Here is a 15558-nt window from a genome sequence, read left to right as displayed (position 1 = left end):
GGGGGATTTTATTACTCGGCTTCCCTGATACGCAGAGATGTTTGCGGCGCTCGATTTACGTTGAGTGTAAATATGTCTGGGCGAGAGTAATGGCCTGCAACGTCGAAAGAACGCCGAGCCGCCGCCACTTTATCAGTATCAATATCGCAATACAGTATGCCTTCCTCTGCATGCAGCGGAGCAACTAACGTTTCACCGCCGGGAGCGATAACGGTAGAGTCTCCGCCGTTAATCCACTCGTCTTTATCAGGATAGAGGGTTTCTTTTTCTGGGAAGAAGTTAATCACTTTTGCATCAGCGATCTACGGCAGCAAACCCTATCTAGAACATTTAAAGAAAACGGGCGACAAGCCAAATTGGATCGGTACTGAGTGCTGCGACTTTCACCGCGCCTGGACGAAAGAGGTTTGCCCGGAAGGAAAGCACGACTTCACCGTTGATGATACGGGATTAGCGCATATGGCGATAAAACAAGGTGTCGGACTCTCTTTCTTACCTTGCTTTATCGGTGATTATGATGACGATTTGGCTCGATACGATGAACAATTCTCTGCTTTCTACGGTCTGGATTTGTGGATGTTGCTTCACGAAGACCTAAGACATACCGAGCGCGTACGAGCGTTTAGAAACTTTGTCATTGAAGAAGTTGAAAAGCAGCGCGACAAACTAGAAGGTCGTTTGAGAAAAATTTAATCCAGCAATATCTCGTAATGGCGTTCTACATTCTTGGTCACTTTGCCCCAATGTGACTCCTTCACCCTTACTTGGTGAGCCTCGAACGCAGCCTCGTCGACGAACTCTTCGTACACATCAAATCGCAATGAGTTTTCTGCACTTTGGATAACACGAAACGTAATGCAACCAGCTTCTAGCAAGGTCAGGCGTGTATGGTTTTCTAGTTCCTTCTTTACCACCTGCAATTCCGATTCTGGCACCAAAATGTATCCTTTCAAGATCACTTTCGACATGGATTAACCTAATTACAATAACTTGTAGAAGTAGACTGTCGCTTCGAGTTCTCCACTAGAGCTACGCGCGAATTGAGGAATTTGCCCTGCTTCGTTATAGCCAATAGCGCGATATAATGAGGATGCGATATCACCGAGTCGTGTGTCTAATACCAGTAAAGACAAGCCGATTTCTTCAGCTGAACTTTCCATCAGCGACATCAATTTTTTACTTACACCTTGCCCTCTCGCACTGGTTTTGACCATGAGCTTTTCAACTTCACCTCGGTGTGAACCGTTGGCTTTTGAGCACAGAGAAAGCTGGACTGCGCCAATAACGCTTCCGTTGTCGTAAGCTAAAAAGATCTTTCTGGAACCAGCCTGAATATCCGCCTCTACCGATTGCCAATAAGCATCGACTTCCTGCTCATCAACCGGTGTTAAAAATCCGACTGACGCATCACTTTCTATGCAATCAGTAAGAAGCGCATGTAATTGAGCAACCAAACCAGAGATTGAACTGACTTCTTTTATTTCCACTTAACTTTCCTTGTTTAGACGAGCATGCTCCGTTTAAGTAACAAACCAAGCTGTCAACGTGTACTAACTCTCTTCAATACTGTTCTGATACTTTAACGCGCACGCTTTGCAAATACATGCTTTTCTTCTTTTTTCTTCAGGAACTTGGGAAAGGAGCCCTTCGGGAAATTTTATCGACGGGTCGTTACACCAACACGATTTCGTGATGTCTTTATCACCTAAATTGAGACAGGAGTTCGGCTGTCCACACAGAGGGCAAACAAGCGGGTCTGGAGTGACGGATTTGATTTTCAATTGATACCTTGTAATCTTATGTCTTATTGGCGATAAACCAGCTATTAGGTACTTTGACCGCGGTCACCTGACTAGTACAACAGAGAACGTCACCAGAATAGAGTTCGCAGTTCACTGTCATCTTATTTCCGTTGATTTCTTCTACGATCGCCACCAACTCAACATTTCTATCGATGGGTACTGGCTTGAGGTAATTAACTTCTAATTTCCCTGTCGCGTACCATACTGCTTCACCTGAGCTAATTTCTCGTCCTTCTAACTGATAACCTTTGGCAATTGCGGTGCAGATACAATGGCAATCAATCACTGTAGAAATGATCCCACCATTTAGGAGCTGTGTAGGACCTGCACAGTGATGAGCAGACGGAATAAATGTACAAGCGGATTTATTTTCCCCCACCCAATGGCTCTTAATTTGTAAGCCAGACGCATTCTCTGGTCCACAGCCAAAACAGTGGTTATTTGGTATCTGATCTTGAAACGCTTTTCCCTGCTGCATACTTCCTCCTAGAACCGACTCTTATTTATTGTCGAAATACTAACTAATCTTTCAGACAGCATGTCACTTTAACTAAAATTTAACAAGTTTAGTTTCAAAAATTCAAAGGCTTATCAAAAATCAGGCCGGCTTAAATAAAAACGGTGGGATCTAACATCAGCCTGGTGTGCAGAGAGGAGTAAGGACGTAATCGACTCTAAGAATAAAAGCACAGAAAGCAACTGAGGAGTTTTGCTTTCTGTGCCTCACTTTAAGACTGGCTATTTTTCTCGCTCGCCAGGAAGCATATTTTGTAAGTAGGAATGGCCAGTAATTCGCGTCATCAAAAACACAGCGCCAATGTGAACGCAAACACACACAAAGGTTAAGTTGACTGCGGCCTCGTGAATCTCTTTAACCCAATCTTCTCCCCAGAACCTGTCTGTTTCCATCAGATACCCTGAGATTCCGATAGCTATTAGTCCTATCCACATGCACCAAATCATTATCGCGCCTGCAGGATTGTGACCATGATGATCATCAACTCGGGTTTGATACACCTCTTTTAAATGCCCTATCGCTTTAGGAACGGAGGGTAAGAAGGAGGTAAGACGCGCCGGAGGTTTGGCAACACATCCCCATAGTAACCTTAAGACAACGGCTCCAACCGCAATATACCCAACCCACTGGTGTAAAGTGCTACCGTCCTCGGTAATGAAATAGTTTATCAAGAACAAACTAGCCACAAGCCAGTGGGTGAGTTTAACGACTCGATCCCACTGAGTTTTCTTAGTCATCGACTTCCTCTTTTACTATCGTCATATCAACCGGGTTGTAATAGATTTCAACACGCTTACCACTGGTGTCGTAGCCATATAACTCGTAGCATCCTGTATCGGTTTGTTTAAATTTCTTAACTTTATAACCTTGTGACTCAACCATTTTCTGAGCTGCGTCGAATTGCATCCAGTTATCCGGACTCTCTTCAGTACAAGTTGGGTCAGAAGCATAAGCACCAAAAGAAAGTAGTCCTGCGATCATCATTGTTGAAGCTAAAAGTGTTTTACGTTCCATATTATTATTCCTGTTAGTGGTAAGAAAGATTCAAACTCGCCACCAAGATTAATCGCCATAACTTAAGAACCGCTTAAGAATCATTACATAGAGGAAAAATTAGCATTCGATTGAAATAGATAACGCTGGCTGGAGAATCGAAGCGTATTAAATGAAGGAAGAAAAAATGGAAGGGAAACAAACGTCACCTCCAATATGTGATACTTTCGTTTCCAACCCCACCAATTGTTATCATATTGTTAACCCCAATCAATTAACGTATTGCCAAAACTGTTAACCTCAGGGTAATTAATTTGCAGAAAAGTAAGGTGACAATTCAATCAATAGAGAAATAGTCAATAATTATCAGTAAATTAATGAATTAAATGCATCTTGTTTCAATCTAATTAGTCAAAGAGGTTTAAAGGTGTTTAAAACAAGAATTTGTGATCCAGAAGAAAGTTTAATTAAACAATTAATTTACATTATTAGTGTTAATGTGTTGATTGGCTTCAACGAACATAAACGTAGTGATTTAGAAAGCCTGAGTGGCTCCAAGGTATTAATAATTTTTATAAGGGGTAAATGAAGGTTCCTCTCTCACCACACGTAAATAGATAAGCGGTTATTGAGAGAGGCAAGTCAGTAAAGGTACTTTACAGGTAGTATGCGGATTTAACTAACTTTGGGTTCGTGGTTAGCGTCCCAACTTACTTGAGGCCTATCAGCTTCAACTTCGGTCAATGGCTCGACAAGTTTGAGCTCATTAAAACAGCGTTCGGCTAAGCGATGGTACATATATGTTCCTCGCTCTTTCCACTTGAGCTCATCGTCCGATACGTCTCTTTTGCGTTCTGCAGGACTGCCTAAAATCATACTCCTTGGCGGATAATCACTCTTGGCTTTTACAAAGCTGTTCGCACCAACAATGGACTCCTTTCCTATTCGAGTCAGATCCATAACGACAGCATTCATACCGACTAAGGTGTTTTCGTCGATACAACAGCCGTGAATAATCGCTCCGTGACCGACATGAACATTTTGTTCAAGTATCGTTTCTTTGCCAGGAAAGCCGTGCATGACACAGTTGTCTTGAACGTTAGAGCCCTTTTTCACGATAAGACGGCCAAAATCACCACGCAATACCGCCAGAGGACCGATGTAAACATTTTCTTCAATAATGACGTCACCGATGATTTCAGCGCTCGGATGAACGAACGCCGAAGGGTGAATAACGGGAATAACGTCAGCAAACTGATATATGGGCATTGTACTTCCTTGTTACAAAGCTCACTCTAACTCAGACCACCAAAACGGATGTAGTAGTTTGGTGACGGAACGGGCAGCTTTCCGTTTGGAGTTTCGCTGCTCTCCATTACGTACCTCAGTGCCTTAGCGTGAACTTTTCGATAGATATTAATAGTTAACTGTTCAGCCTCTTTTCGTGGCCAGTCTTCCGGTAGCAGCTCGGTTGGTAAGTCCGGGTCTTTCACTATTATTCGGCGATAAAAGTGAATAACCAGCAGTCTCATTTTAAACGCATCTTCTTCACTAATCGCGTCATCCGACATAGACTCTAATATTGCCCATGCTGAACGGAACAGCTCGATAAACTGCTGATAATTTTCAGCAATACGCTCAATATCCCATGACTGTCGAACCATATTTCTTAATGCATCTTCGCTTTCAGAATACAATTCGGCCTGCTGGAATATCTTGGCGCTAGAGATGGTTCGCGTAATCTCTTGCTTAATTTCCGGCGTCAATTGCTGTAGATCTGGCTGAACAAAAAAGTCCTTGTCGAATAAACCAAACCCTTTATGTTGCAGGTATCTCACTTGTTCTTTACTGCTATTCGTCGGGCCAAGTGACGTATGAATAATATTCCAACGTTTGCTCCACGTAACTTTCTCAGAATGGTAAATCTTCTTGTTGGCGTTAAGCATTTCGTTATATCTGGACGGGTCCAGATAGTAGTAACTCTTTCGACCGACTTTATTGACCGTCAACCATTCATCTTTATGCAGGCGAAACACAGACGAACGCACGACGCGTTGATTCAAGCCCAGTGTTTCCATCGCTTGAATAAGGTTGCCCAACCAAATACCCCCACCGCATGTCCACAAATAGTCTCCAAAATAAGAAACAATTAACGAGGTACCGCTAATAGATTGATGACCGGAAATGTCGTCGAAAAATGAATGTAGATCTTGGTTCAAAATAGCTCCATGTTTGGCTTTAACTCGTTTTTAACTATTGAAAGCCAATCCGTTTCCCTAACTAATCTTTGTATTATTCACAATTAGGGCGGTTATACCACTCTCGAATTCAACCTTTATCAAGAGTGGTATATTTATCGGTTAATCTTTTGGACGCAAATCTCTTACACGCACTGCTTTCCCTTCAGATCGAGGGATGCCATTTACCGGAAGTAAATCAATGGTAGTAGAGATTCCGATCATTGACTTGATTTGATGTTGTAGGCGTTTGGTAATCATTTCACTTTGGTCCAGATAAATGTTGTCTTTTACTTCCAACAACACAACCAAATGATCCAGGTTACCTTTGCGAATCACTTCAAGTTGGTAATGTGGGCTAAGCTGTTCGATTTGTAGAATCTGCTCTTCGATCTGCGATGGGAACACATTGACGCCCCTGATGATCAACATGTCATCGCTGCGCCCCGTAATTTTATCCATACGACGCATCGTGCGCGCAGTACCTGGCAACAAGCGGGTCAGATCACGTGTACGGTATCGGATGATCGGCAACGCTTCTTTGGTCAATGAGGTGAAGACAAGTTCACCATGCTCACCATCAGGCATCACATTGCCGTTAACAGGGTCAATAATTTCTGGATAAAAGTGGTCTTCCCAAATAGTTGGACCATCTTGAGTTTCGACACATTCCATCGCAACACCCGGGCCCATTACCTCTGAAAGACCATAGATGTCGAGAGCAACAATACCTAAGCGTCGTTCTATCTCTTTACGCATCTCATTTGACCAAGGCTCAGCCCCAAAGATGCCGACTTTCAGCGAACAACCCGATGCATCACCACCGTAATGCTCTTCCAATTTATCCAGCAAGTTGAGACAGTAAGATGGTGTCACCATGATGATGGTGGGCTTAAAATCTTCAATCAGTTGAACTTGCTTTTCGGTTTGCCCACCAGACATGGGAATAACCGCAGCGCCGAGACGTTCTGCACCATAGTGTGCACCCAAACCTCCAGTAAAGAGCCCGTAGCCGTAGGAGATATGAATTAAATCTTTCGCACTACCGCCCGCGGCACGAATCGAACGAGCAACGATGTTTGCCCACGTATCAATGTCATTTTGCGTATAGCCGACAACCGTTGGTTGCCCGGTTGTACCGGATGAGGCATGAATACGAGCCACATCTTCCATCGGTACGGCAAACGAATTAAAAGGGTAATTATCTCTTAAGTCTTGCTTGGTGGTATAAGGGAACTTATTGATATCTTCCAGACATTTAAAGTCTGATGGATGCACCCCTGCTTCATCAAACTTCTTGGTGTACATTGGTGAATTTTTATAAGCATGTTCAAGCGTCCACTTCATGCGTCTGAACTGGAGTTCTCTTAACTCCTCTACAGAAGCGGTCTCAATCGCGTCCAGCGTATTTGAATACTTAATCATGTGTCGATCTCCTCGTAAGTCCTTTTGTTTCTTATTGGCCGTAAATCACGTCTGTTGTATTTGTTTTAATTTCAGACGTTTTCGATGATCATCGCGATCCCTTGCCCTACGCCGACACACATACAGCACAAAGCATATTTCCCATTTCTACGTTTTAGCTCATTGCTCGCAGCCATTACAATTCGAGCTCCGCTCATACCTAATGGATGTCCTAAAGCAATTGCTCCGCCATTCGGATTTACGTGCTCGGCGTCATCAGCGACTCCTAGTTCACGCAATACCGCCAGCGCTTGTGATGCGAATGCTTCGTTAAGCTCGATAACATCCATATCATTAATTGATAATCCTGTTATTTCTAGTACTTTTTTCGCCGCTGGAGCTGGTCCGACCCCCATAATTGCAGGCTCTACACCAACGGTTGCCGTTGCCAGTACTTTCGCTTTAGGAATCAATCCGTACTGCTTAATCGCATCGTCGTTAGCGATCAGCACAGCAGCAGCACCATCGTTTACACCAGATGAGTTTCCTGCGGTAACAGACCCATTTTTTGCGAATGGTGTTTTGAGAGCAGCAAGCTGCTCCAGAGTCGTTTGCGGACGAGGATGTTCGTCTTCGCAAACAACAATAGGCTCGCCTTTACGTTGCGGAATAGAAACCGGGACAATCTCTTGCGCAAGCACCCCTTTCTCTTTCGCTTGCTGGGTTTTATGTTGGCTACGCAATGCAAACACATCTTGATCTTCGCGGCTGATCTTAAATCGCTCCGCCACGTTTTCTGCGGTCTCAGGCATTGAGTCGGTGCCATATTGATTTTGCATTGCCGGGTTAATGAAACGCCAACCAATAGTCGTATCGAACATCTGACCATTTCTATCGAACGCAGTGGTCGGCTTGTTCACCACATAAGGAGCACGCGACATGGATTCGACGCCACCAGCAACCATCAACTTCGCTTCGCCCGCTTTGATAGTGCGTGCAGCATGGCTAATGGCATCCATGCCTGAACCGCACAGACGGTTGATTGTTGTACCGGACACTTCGATCGGCATACCCGCCAGCAATAGCGACATACGGGCCACGTCGCGGTTATCTTCACCCGCTTGGTTCGCACATCCCAAAATCACATCATCAATTGCCGACCAGTCTAAGTCTGGGTGGCGTTCCATTAATGCTTTAAGAGGGATTGCACCCAGATCATCCGCTCGAACGCTTGAAAGTGCGCCACCGAATCGACCGATTGGGGTTCTGACGCCGTCACAAATATATGCACTAGTCACTTAACTGTCCTCCTTTACTAGCTTTGTGCCAATTCGGTGAGACTTCCCCCGAAACAGCGCTATCAACTTTTGGTCCTGATTGACGATTTCTATGTCATACGTACCAGTTACTTTTCCTTGAGATTTCACATTCGCTATGGCCGTTAGCAGGTCATTGTCAAAAGCCGGACGAATGTATTCAATGCTGCATCCAGATGCCACCGCAGCTAAGTTTTCACTATTACAAGCACAAGCAAATGCGGTATCCGCCAGGGTGAATAACATACCTCCATGGCAAGTGCTGTGGCCATTAAGCATCGATTGAGTCACTCGCATCGTCACTTTTGCCATCCCTTTGGCAACTTCCACGACGTCCATTCCCATCGATTTTGTGCAAGTGTCATTTTCTAACATCGCTGCAACGGCCTTCTCAGCCACCGCTTTTTCACACCCAGCTTCGCTCATGTGTTGCGAAAGTTGCTTTGGATTGACAACTATCATGCTGCACCTCCCTTTGCTTTAATTGCGAATTGGCGAAGCAGTGGCGATGGACGATACCTTTCTTCGCAGTAGAAAGATTGCAAATGAGTGAGTGTGTCCAGTATTCGTTGCCAGCCAAGGCGTTCACCTTGCTCAATTGGACCAAGTGGATAGTTAACACCACTCTTCATTGCTACATCGACATCGGCCAGAGACGCGCCTTGCTGATTGACCAGATCGAGCGCTTCATTGATCAACATGACCCAAGTACGCCATAGGATCAGGCCAGGATAATCATCCAGCACTAATACCTGTTTGCCTTTCGATTGAAAGTAAGCAATCACAGTTTCAGTTTGTTGTGCAGAGTTCTGCAAAGCAGGGGCAATCGCGATGATATCGCTCGCGCCGTAATCTTGGCAGTAATCAAAAACAACCACAGGGCGTTGCATCTGATCAGATAACTCTGACGCTGTCACACCTTGCACTGGCGTAACAACGATGTCGTTTATACACAGTAGTGGCAAACCTTTCTGACTGCTTATGTTAGACAGTTGAGTCAGCTCAACAAAGCTCGGGGCAGCTCTCCAGTTACCTTGGAGGGATACCGACAAGTTCTCTGGCAGAACACATTTTTGTGCCAAATTAACACTTGGTTTGTCAGTTGAAGCATCATAGCAATAGAAGCCACGACCCGATTTACGCCCTAAGAAACCTGCCTCAACAAGTTCTTTCTGAGTCAGTGACGGAGTAAAACGTTTGTCCTGGTAATACGCGTCGTAAACGCTCTTGGTAACGGCATAGTTAACATCGTGGCCAATCAGATCCATGAGCTCGAAAGGCCCCATGTTGAACTGACCAGCTTGGGTGATGATATAGTCGATGTCTTGCACTTTCGCGACGCCGCACTCCAGCGCACGCAAACCTTCTGCATAAAACGGTCTTGCAACTCGGTTTACAATAAAGCCCGGAAGCGAGCGGGTAATCACAGCGTGTTTACCACATGATACCGCCCATTCCTTAGCTGCCTCAGTCACAGCCGGAGAAGTCGCGATTCCTCGCACCACTTCGACTAACTTCATCAACGGCGCAGGATTAAAGAAATGCAGCCCAACGAAGCGTTCCGGTTTCGCCAGCGCACTGGCAATCGATGTCACCGAAATAGACGATGTGTTTGTAGAAAGCAGACAATCTTGTCGACAAATTGACTCTAGATCTCTGAATAGGCTTTGTTTGATCGCAAGATCTTCGACAATCGCTTCAATAACCAGATCCGCGCTGGCGACATCTTGCAAAGCATCCGAGCAATACATGGCATCTAACAAGGTATCTTTAGCGCTTAGTGACATTTTGCCGTTCGCAACACGCTTTTCTAAACGCTCTGCGATTACCGATTTAGCCAGCTCTGCCTTGCCATGCTCAAGATCGAACAGAACCACTTGGTATCCAGATTGAGCCGCTACTTGTGCAATACCGGCTCCCATGGTTCCTGCACCTATCACCGCGACAGTTTTGATCACAAACTCCATGATTTACTTCCCTTTAAACTCAGGTGCGCGCTTTTCGAAAAATGCAGCGATACCTTCGCGGTAATCGTCTGTTCTTCCCGCTAATCGCTGAAGATCTTTTTCTAAGTCCAGCTGAACTTCTAAGCTGTTTTCGCTGGAGTGATTCAGTGCATGTTTAATAAGACCCAACCCTTTCGTTGGCTGCGTAGCCAAATGGTTTGCTACTGACATCGCCTTTGCGATAAGTTCTTCATCTTCAACACATTGCCAGATCATGCCCCACTCTTGTGCCTGACTCGCGCTTACTTTGTCACCGAGTAACATCAGTGCTTTCGCTCGCGCCGATCCTATTAAACGTGGCAGTGTCCAAGTACCACCTGAATCTGGTACCAGACCAATTTTGCAAAACGCCTGAATAAAGCTTGCAGACTTAGCCGCAAATACGATGTCGCACGCCAATGCGATATTGGCACCCGCGCCCGCAGCCACACCATTGACCGCAGCAATGACTGGCTTAGGCATTGCAGAAATTTGTTTGAGCAAAGGGTTGTAGTATTTCTCAATGCTCTCGCCAAGATCCGGCATTTCTGCGCCGCTATTTACGTTGCGATCGTTAAGGTCTTGCCCTGCACAAAATCCTCTGCCAGTACCTGTTAGCAGTACTGCGCGCACTGAATCATCAGTTTCCGCCTGCTTTAACGCCCGCTTAAGCGCCTTGTGCATATCCGGGTTAAAGCTATTCAATTGCTTTGGTCGGTTAAGCGTAATGACAGCAACACCAGCTTCTACCTGAAATAAAATTGATTCTTCCATTGATTACTTCCCTTTAAATGTCGCCTTTCTTTTATCAAGAAAAGCTTGGATTCCTTCCGCTCGGTCTCGGGTTTCCGCAAGCAGACTGAATAACTGTCTTTCCATCACCAGTCCTTGGCCCAAGGTGCCATTTGGTACTGATTTTAATGACGTTTTAGCGGCACGAACGGCTAAAGGCGCATGTTGGGCAATACTTTTCGCTATCTCTTGAGCTTTATTGAGCGTATTTTGTGGCACCGTGATTTCACTGATTAAGCCAGCGTTAAGAGCCCTTTGCGCCGAGATTGGTTTTCCGGTCAGCACCATTTGGTTCGCGAGAGATTTACCGACAGTACGAGACAGTCGTTGCGTGCCACCTGCGCCAGGCATTAAGCCCAAAGTGATTTCTGGCAAACCAAACTGCGTGCCTTCCCCTGCGACAACGACATCACAAAGCAGGACCAGCTCTAACCCTGCGCCCAGCGCGTAGCCATTAACCGCCGCTATCAGAGGCTTTTCGAACTGATCGATACGTTGCCAAAGTTTCGGTCTTGGATTTAGCCAAGTCTCTATCGATTGCTGACTCGACATCTCGTGTAAATCTGCACCTGCAGCAAATATCGTTTCTCCGCCGTAAAGCACTACCGACTTAATGGAAGTGTCCAGAGACGCCTCTTCCAGTAACTCCGCTAAGTGTTCCAGTACATCATTGCTTAATGCATTGCGCTTTTGTGGACGATTCAACGTGATGGTTAACACCCCCTGAATGGAGATGTCACCGATCAGGTCCTGATAATCGGTTTGTAATGCCATGCTACCCTCTACACATCAAAGTCGATTTCGATTTCACTGCTTGTCGGAACCGCCTGGCAGCTCAGAACGTAGCCAGCTTCAACCTGATCCGCTTCCAGGCTGTAGTTTGTGCCCATTTCAACCTGACCGGATTTAACTTTACAGATACACGTTGCACACACGCCGCCTTTACACGCATAAGGAAGGTCGACACCCTGACGAAGTGCTGCATCCAGCAAGCTGTCATCTTGTGAGGTCATATCAATCTTCATGATGCGACCATCTCGCTTAAGCGTGACTTGGGTATTTTCTGATTGGTTAGCTGGCTTCGCTTTAGACTTGGTTGCGGTGTTAAAACGCTCTACATGGTAATTGTCTTCGCTCAATCCGCCTTCTACCAACGCGGTGTAGCAAGATTCCAAAATCTCTTCCGGGCCACAAACGTAACACGCGTCAAAGTCGCTCCAGTTAAACAGGTTGCTACCGAGCTCGCGTAGTTTGTCGCCGTCTAAACGACCATTCCATAGATCGACTTCATTGGTTTCACGTGAGAAGAAGTAACTAACGTGTAAACGATCCGGATAGCGGTTCTTCAAGCCCAGCAATTGATTGCGAAACATCATGCTATTTACGTTGCGGTTGCCATACAGCAAAGTGAAAGTGCTGTTGTCTTCCTGCTCTAATGCCGTCTTAAGCATGGATAGAATTGGAGTAATACCCGAACCTACTGCAATACCTAAGTAGTTTACGCTACGCTCAGGGCTTGGAGAAAAGCCAAAATGACCCTGTGGTGTCATCACTTCAAGTTCATCGCCGGGCTGAATTTCGTTGACGGCAAAATTGGAAAAGCGACCTTCAGAAATGGCCTTGATCCCGACTTGCAGACTCTTTTCACCCGGGTCGGAGCAAATTGAATAACAGCGTCTCAGATCCTCACCGTTGATGTTCGATTTAATAGTGAGGTGCTGACCAGGGTGAAAACGAAACTGATCGGCAAGGTCTTGCGGTACGTCAAAGTGCAGCACCACAGAATCTGGCGTTTCCTTGTCTGCACGAGCGACTTTCAATGGGTAAAAATCTGTCATAATAATCCCTTACTTTATATGCACTTGAAGTAATCAAATGGTTCCAAACACGCATTACATTGGAAGTGTGCTTTACAAGCTGTGGAACCAAATTCACTCACCATTTTTGTATCAACACTGCCACAATGTGGACATTCAGGCTGTGCGTTGATGGCTGTGTGCATACACGCTTTTCTGTCTGGTGGCGCGATTCCGTATTCACGTAACTTTTGTTTGCTCGACTCTTGAATCCAATCTGTTGTCCATGCTGGATCAAGTTGTACTTCAACCCTCACATCCTCGTACCCTTCCATGTTGAGGGTGTCTCGGATATCGTTCATCAGCATTTCTGTCGCTGGGCAACCGGAGTATGTCGGAGTGAACTTCACTATCCAGGCATCACCGACTTTGGCAATATGACGAACCATGCCCAGTTCACCAATCGAAATAACCGGAATTTCCGGGTCTGGAATCGAGTTAACTAACTGCCAAACGCGGTGCGTCTCTGGATCAGAAAGCGAATCGAGTGTTTGCTTAATCATCAGCACGCCCTACCACTGTTGGTTTGGATAAGTCCGTTGCATGTACTGAAGTTCCGCCAAAATGAAACCTAGGTGTTCACTGTGCTTACCGGATTTACCGCCTTGCAAAAAGTACTTAGACTCAGGCATCGATAACGTCGCTTTCTCTAGCGTTGCATTGACATTGCGTTGCCACTGAGCTTTTAGTTCAGAGACATCAACAATAATGTTCTGCTCTGCGAGCGCGATTTCTTCTTCACTTGGCTCAAACATCTCGTCGGTGTAACGCCATAAATCGTTCAATGCTGTTTGAACTTTTTTATGGCTTAATTCGGTGCCGCTACCTAAACGTTCAATCCAACCTGAGCTGTATCTCAGGTGGTAAGCCACCTCTTTCAGGGATTTCTTAGCGATAGCTGCCAACTGTTCGTCAGCACTGTTCGCCAGCTCCTGAAGAAGCAGCGCATGGTAGTTGTCGTAAAGGAACTGACGTACAATCGAAATATCGAAGCCTTCATTTGGACGTTCTGCCAGCAGTAGATTTTTGTATTCGCGCTCTTCGCGAAGATAAGCGTAGTCATCTTCGGTTTTCTGACTCCCTTCAAGCTCTGCAGCGTATTGGTAAAAGTTACGGGCTTCACCAAGCAGGTCTAAGCCAATATTTGCCAATGCGATGTCTATCTCTAGTTCCGGTGCGATACCACACCACTCAGATAAACGATGACTGAGAATAAGGTTGGTATCTGCCAGTTGAAGTAAGTAGTTTACTTTTGTTTGTTGCTCACTCATGACTTACTCCCTACATATGCTTGATGTCAGCAGGAATGGTGTAATGACTAGCGTGGCGATAAACTTTATCTTCAGCAGGGTCAAAAAATGGACCTTGCTCGCTCGATTGAGACGCAGTGATTTGGTTTGACTCTACCACCCAAATAGAACAGCCTTCACTACGACGAGTGTAAAGGTCGCGAGCGGCTTCAAGCGCCATTTGACCATCAGAAGCACGAACACTGCCTACATGCTTGTGGTCCAAACCTTGTTTGCTTCGAACGAATACTTCGTACAGCGGCCAGTTAAATGAACTCATCTTGATTCTCCTTAATCTGTTTCGATTCTTGTCGGCGCGACTAGGCTGCGCTTTCGATCTGTTTTTTTGCGTAAGCGACAGCAGCTTCACGAACCCAAGCGCCCGCTCCCCAGGCATCACGCTTGTCTTTCAAACGCTCATGGTTACAAATGCCGTGTCCATGGATCACTTGGTTAAACTCTTCCCAGTTGATCTCGCCAAACTCATAGTGACCCGTTTCTTCGTTCCACTTCAGATCTGGATCCGGAATCGTCATGCCCAGTGAATGAACTTGGTGAACCGTGTTATCAACGAACTTCTGACGTAGGTCATCGTTGCTCACGCGTTTGATTTTCCAAGACATGCTTTTTGCTGAGTTTGGAGATTCACTGTCGTTCGGACCAAACATCATTAACGCAGGCCACCACCAGCGATTGATAGAGTCTTGAAGCATTGCTTTTTGCTCATCGCTGCCGTCAGCAAGTACTCGACATGCCTCGTATCCCTGACGTTGGTGGAAACTCTCTTCTTTACAGATTCTCACCATGGCGCGTGCATAAGGTCCGTAAGAGGTACGGCACAATGCCACCTGGTTAACGATTGCCGCGCCATCAACAAGCCAGCCAACCACACCAACATCAGCCCAGCTTAAAGTTGGGTAGTTGAAGATGGATGAGTACTTCATCTCACCGGTCAGCATTTTTTCGTACAGGTCGTGACGCTCGCCACCTAAGGTTTCTGCCGCGCTATACAGATACAGGCCATGACCTGCTTCGTCTTGAATTTTTGCAAGCAATACCGCCTTGCGACGCAGAGATGGCGCACGTGTTAACCAGTTGGCTTCTGGCAACATTCCTACCACCTCTGAATGAGCATGCTGACCTATCTGACGTACCAGTGTTTTACGGTATCCATCAGGCATCCAATCTTTAGGCTCGACTGCAATCTCTTGTTCGATTTTTCGCTCGAATGACGTTTGCTCAGAAGACATTCCCTTCCCCATTTGATACATATTAAATATTTTTTGTAATTTTAATGTATCACGTAAAAATCCATTCGCAACACAATAATTACAAAAAAGTAAAATATGACGTCTTTAATTGTTAAA

General features: G+C 45.6%; 21 protein-coding genes. 1 reads left to right on the top strand and 20 read right to left on the bottom strand.

Translation table 11 applies throughout. From position 1 onward, the window contains the following. Positions 1-11: 11 nt before the first annotated feature. Positions 12-287, bottom strand: a complete 276-nt coding sequence (locus OO774_RS20590; protein WP_264906340.1) for a hypothetical protein — start codon at positions 285-287, stop codon at positions 12-14. A 172-nt stretch (positions 288-459) separates the two neighbouring features. Here OO774_RS20590 and OO774_RS20585 point away from each other — a divergent pair, with 172 nt between their 5' ends. Next, entirely contained in the window at positions 460-693 is a 234-nt protein-coding gene (locus OO774_RS20585; protein WP_264906339.1) for a hypothetical protein, read from the top strand. Here OO774_RS20585 and OO774_RS20580 read toward each other — a convergent pair. The 19 genes from OO774_RS20580 to paaA form a co-directional block, all read right to left on the bottom strand. After that, the gene (locus OO774_RS20580) at positions 690-968 is read right to left on the bottom strand and encodes an antibiotic biosynthesis monooxygenase (RefSeq protein ID WP_264906337.1); all 279 of its coding nucleotides are present in this window, start codon (positions 966-968) and stop codon (positions 690-692) included. The genes OO774_RS20585 and OO774_RS20580 overlap by 4 nt on opposite strands. A 12-nt stretch (positions 969-980) precedes the next feature. Beyond that, complete coding sequence (locus OO774_RS20575; protein WP_264906335.1) at positions 981-1487, bottom strand: GNAT family N-acetyltransferase; 507 nt, start codon at positions 1485-1487, stop codon at positions 981-983. A 63-nt stretch (positions 1488-1550) separates the two neighbouring features. Further along, positions 1551-1781 (bottom strand): cysteine-rich CWC family protein, encoded by a 231-nt coding sequence (locus tag OO774_RS20570; RefSeq protein WP_264906333.1) that lies wholly within the window; start codon positions 1779-1781, stop codon positions 1551-1553. Between the two features lie 16 nt (positions 1782-1797). Beyond that, entirely contained in the window at positions 1798-2280 is a 483-nt protein-coding gene (locus tag OO774_RS20565; protein WP_264906331.1) for a PaaI family thioesterase, read from the bottom strand. Between the two features lie 260 nt (positions 2281-2540). Continuing rightward, complete coding sequence (locus OO774_RS20560; protein WP_264906329.1) at positions 2541-3056, bottom strand: cytochrome b/b6 domain-containing protein; 516 nt, start codon at positions 3054-3056, stop codon at positions 2541-2543. Then, on the bottom strand, positions 3049-3333 hold the full coding sequence (locus OO774_RS20555) for a PepSY domain-containing protein (protein ID WP_263839824.1): 285 nt from the start codon (positions 3331-3333) through the stop codon (positions 3049-3051). Before OO774_RS20555 ends, OO774_RS20560 begins: the two co-directional genes overlap by 8 nt. Positions 3334-3987: 654 nt before the next feature. After that, on the bottom strand, positions 3988-4581 hold the full coding sequence (locus OO774_RS20550) for a phenylacetic acid degradation protein PaaY (protein ID WP_264906327.1): 594 nt from the start codon (positions 4579-4581) through the stop codon (positions 3988-3990). A 26-nt stretch (positions 4582-4607) separates the two neighbouring features. Then, a complete protein-coding gene (locus OO774_RS20545; RefSeq protein WP_264906325.1) occupies positions 4608-5531 on the bottom strand; it encodes a PaaX family transcriptional regulator C-terminal domain-containing protein in 924 nt (307 codons plus the stop codon). A gap of 141 nt (positions 5532-5672) precedes the next feature. Further along, complete coding sequence (gene paaK / locus OO774_RS20540; protein WP_264906323.1) at positions 5673-6974, bottom strand: phenylacetate--CoA ligase PaaK; 1302 nt, start codon at positions 6972-6974, stop codon at positions 5673-5675. Positions 6975-7045: 71 nt separating this feature from the next. After that, complete coding sequence (pcaF, locus tag OO774_RS20535) at positions 7046-8251, bottom strand: 3-oxoadipyl-CoA thiolase (RefSeq protein ID WP_264906321.1); 1206 nt, start codon at positions 8249-8251, stop codon at positions 7046-7048. Then, a complete protein-coding gene (gene paaI / locus OO774_RS20530; protein ID WP_264906319.1) occupies positions 8252-8731 on the bottom strand; it encodes a hydroxyphenylacetyl-CoA thioesterase PaaI in 480 nt (159 codons plus the stop codon). After that, entirely contained in the window at positions 8728-10236 is a 1509-nt protein-coding gene (locus OO774_RS20525) for a 3-hydroxyacyl-CoA dehydrogenase (RefSeq protein ID WP_264906317.1), read from the bottom strand. The genes paaI and OO774_RS20525 overlap by 4 nt, the downstream gene beginning before the upstream one ends. Positions 10237-10239: 3 nt before the next feature. Next, the gene (paaG, locus tag OO774_RS20520) at positions 10240-11028 is read right to left on the bottom strand and encodes a 2-(1,2-epoxy-1,2-dihydrophenyl)acetyl-CoA isomerase PaaG (protein ID WP_264906316.1); all 789 of its coding nucleotides are present in this window, start codon (positions 11026-11028) and stop codon (positions 10240-10242) included. 3 nt (positions 11029-11031) lie between these two features. Then, positions 11032-11820: an enoyl-CoA hydratase-related protein gene (locus OO774_RS20515; RefSeq protein ID WP_264906315.1), complete on the bottom strand. Its 789-nt coding sequence runs from the start codon at positions 11818-11820 to the stop codon at positions 11032-11034. Positions 11821-11828: 8 nt separating this feature from the next. Next, entirely contained in the window at positions 11829-12884 is a 1056-nt protein-coding gene (paaE, locus tag OO774_RS20510) for a 1,2-phenylacetyl-CoA epoxidase subunit PaaE (protein ID WP_264906313.1), read from the bottom strand. A gap of 14 nt (positions 12885-12898) precedes the next feature. Then, positions 12899-13405 (bottom strand): 1,2-phenylacetyl-CoA epoxidase subunit PaaD, encoded by a 507-nt coding sequence (gene paaD / locus OO774_RS20505; protein WP_264906311.1) that lies wholly within the window; start codon positions 13403-13405, stop codon positions 12899-12901. A gap of 9 nt (positions 13406-13414) precedes the next feature. Continuing rightward, a complete protein-coding gene (paaC, locus tag OO774_RS20500) occupies positions 13415-14173 on the bottom strand; it encodes a 1,2-phenylacetyl-CoA epoxidase subunit PaaC (RefSeq protein WP_264906309.1) in 759 nt (252 codons plus the stop codon). Between the two features lie 10 nt (positions 14174-14183). Continuing rightward, entirely contained in the window at positions 14184-14471 is a 288-nt protein-coding gene (gene paaB, locus OO774_RS20495; RefSeq protein ID WP_020334268.1) for a 1,2-phenylacetyl-CoA epoxidase subunit PaaB, read from the bottom strand. Positions 14472-14511: 40 nt separating this feature from the next. Next, the gene (paaA, locus tag OO774_RS20490) at positions 14512-15441 is read right to left on the bottom strand and encodes a 1,2-phenylacetyl-CoA epoxidase subunit PaaA (RefSeq protein WP_264906307.1); all 930 of its coding nucleotides are present in this window, start codon (positions 15439-15441) and stop codon (positions 14512-14514) included. Positions 15442-15558 lie beyond the last annotated feature (117 nt).

The organism is Vibrio sp. STUT-A11, assembly GCF_026000435.1.
GTDB lineage: Bacteria > Pseudomonadota > Gammaproteobacteria > Enterobacterales > Vibrionaceae > Vibrio.
The sequence above is the reverse complement of the archived record's forward strand: the minus strand, read 5'-3'. Positions and strand labels throughout refer to the sequence as shown.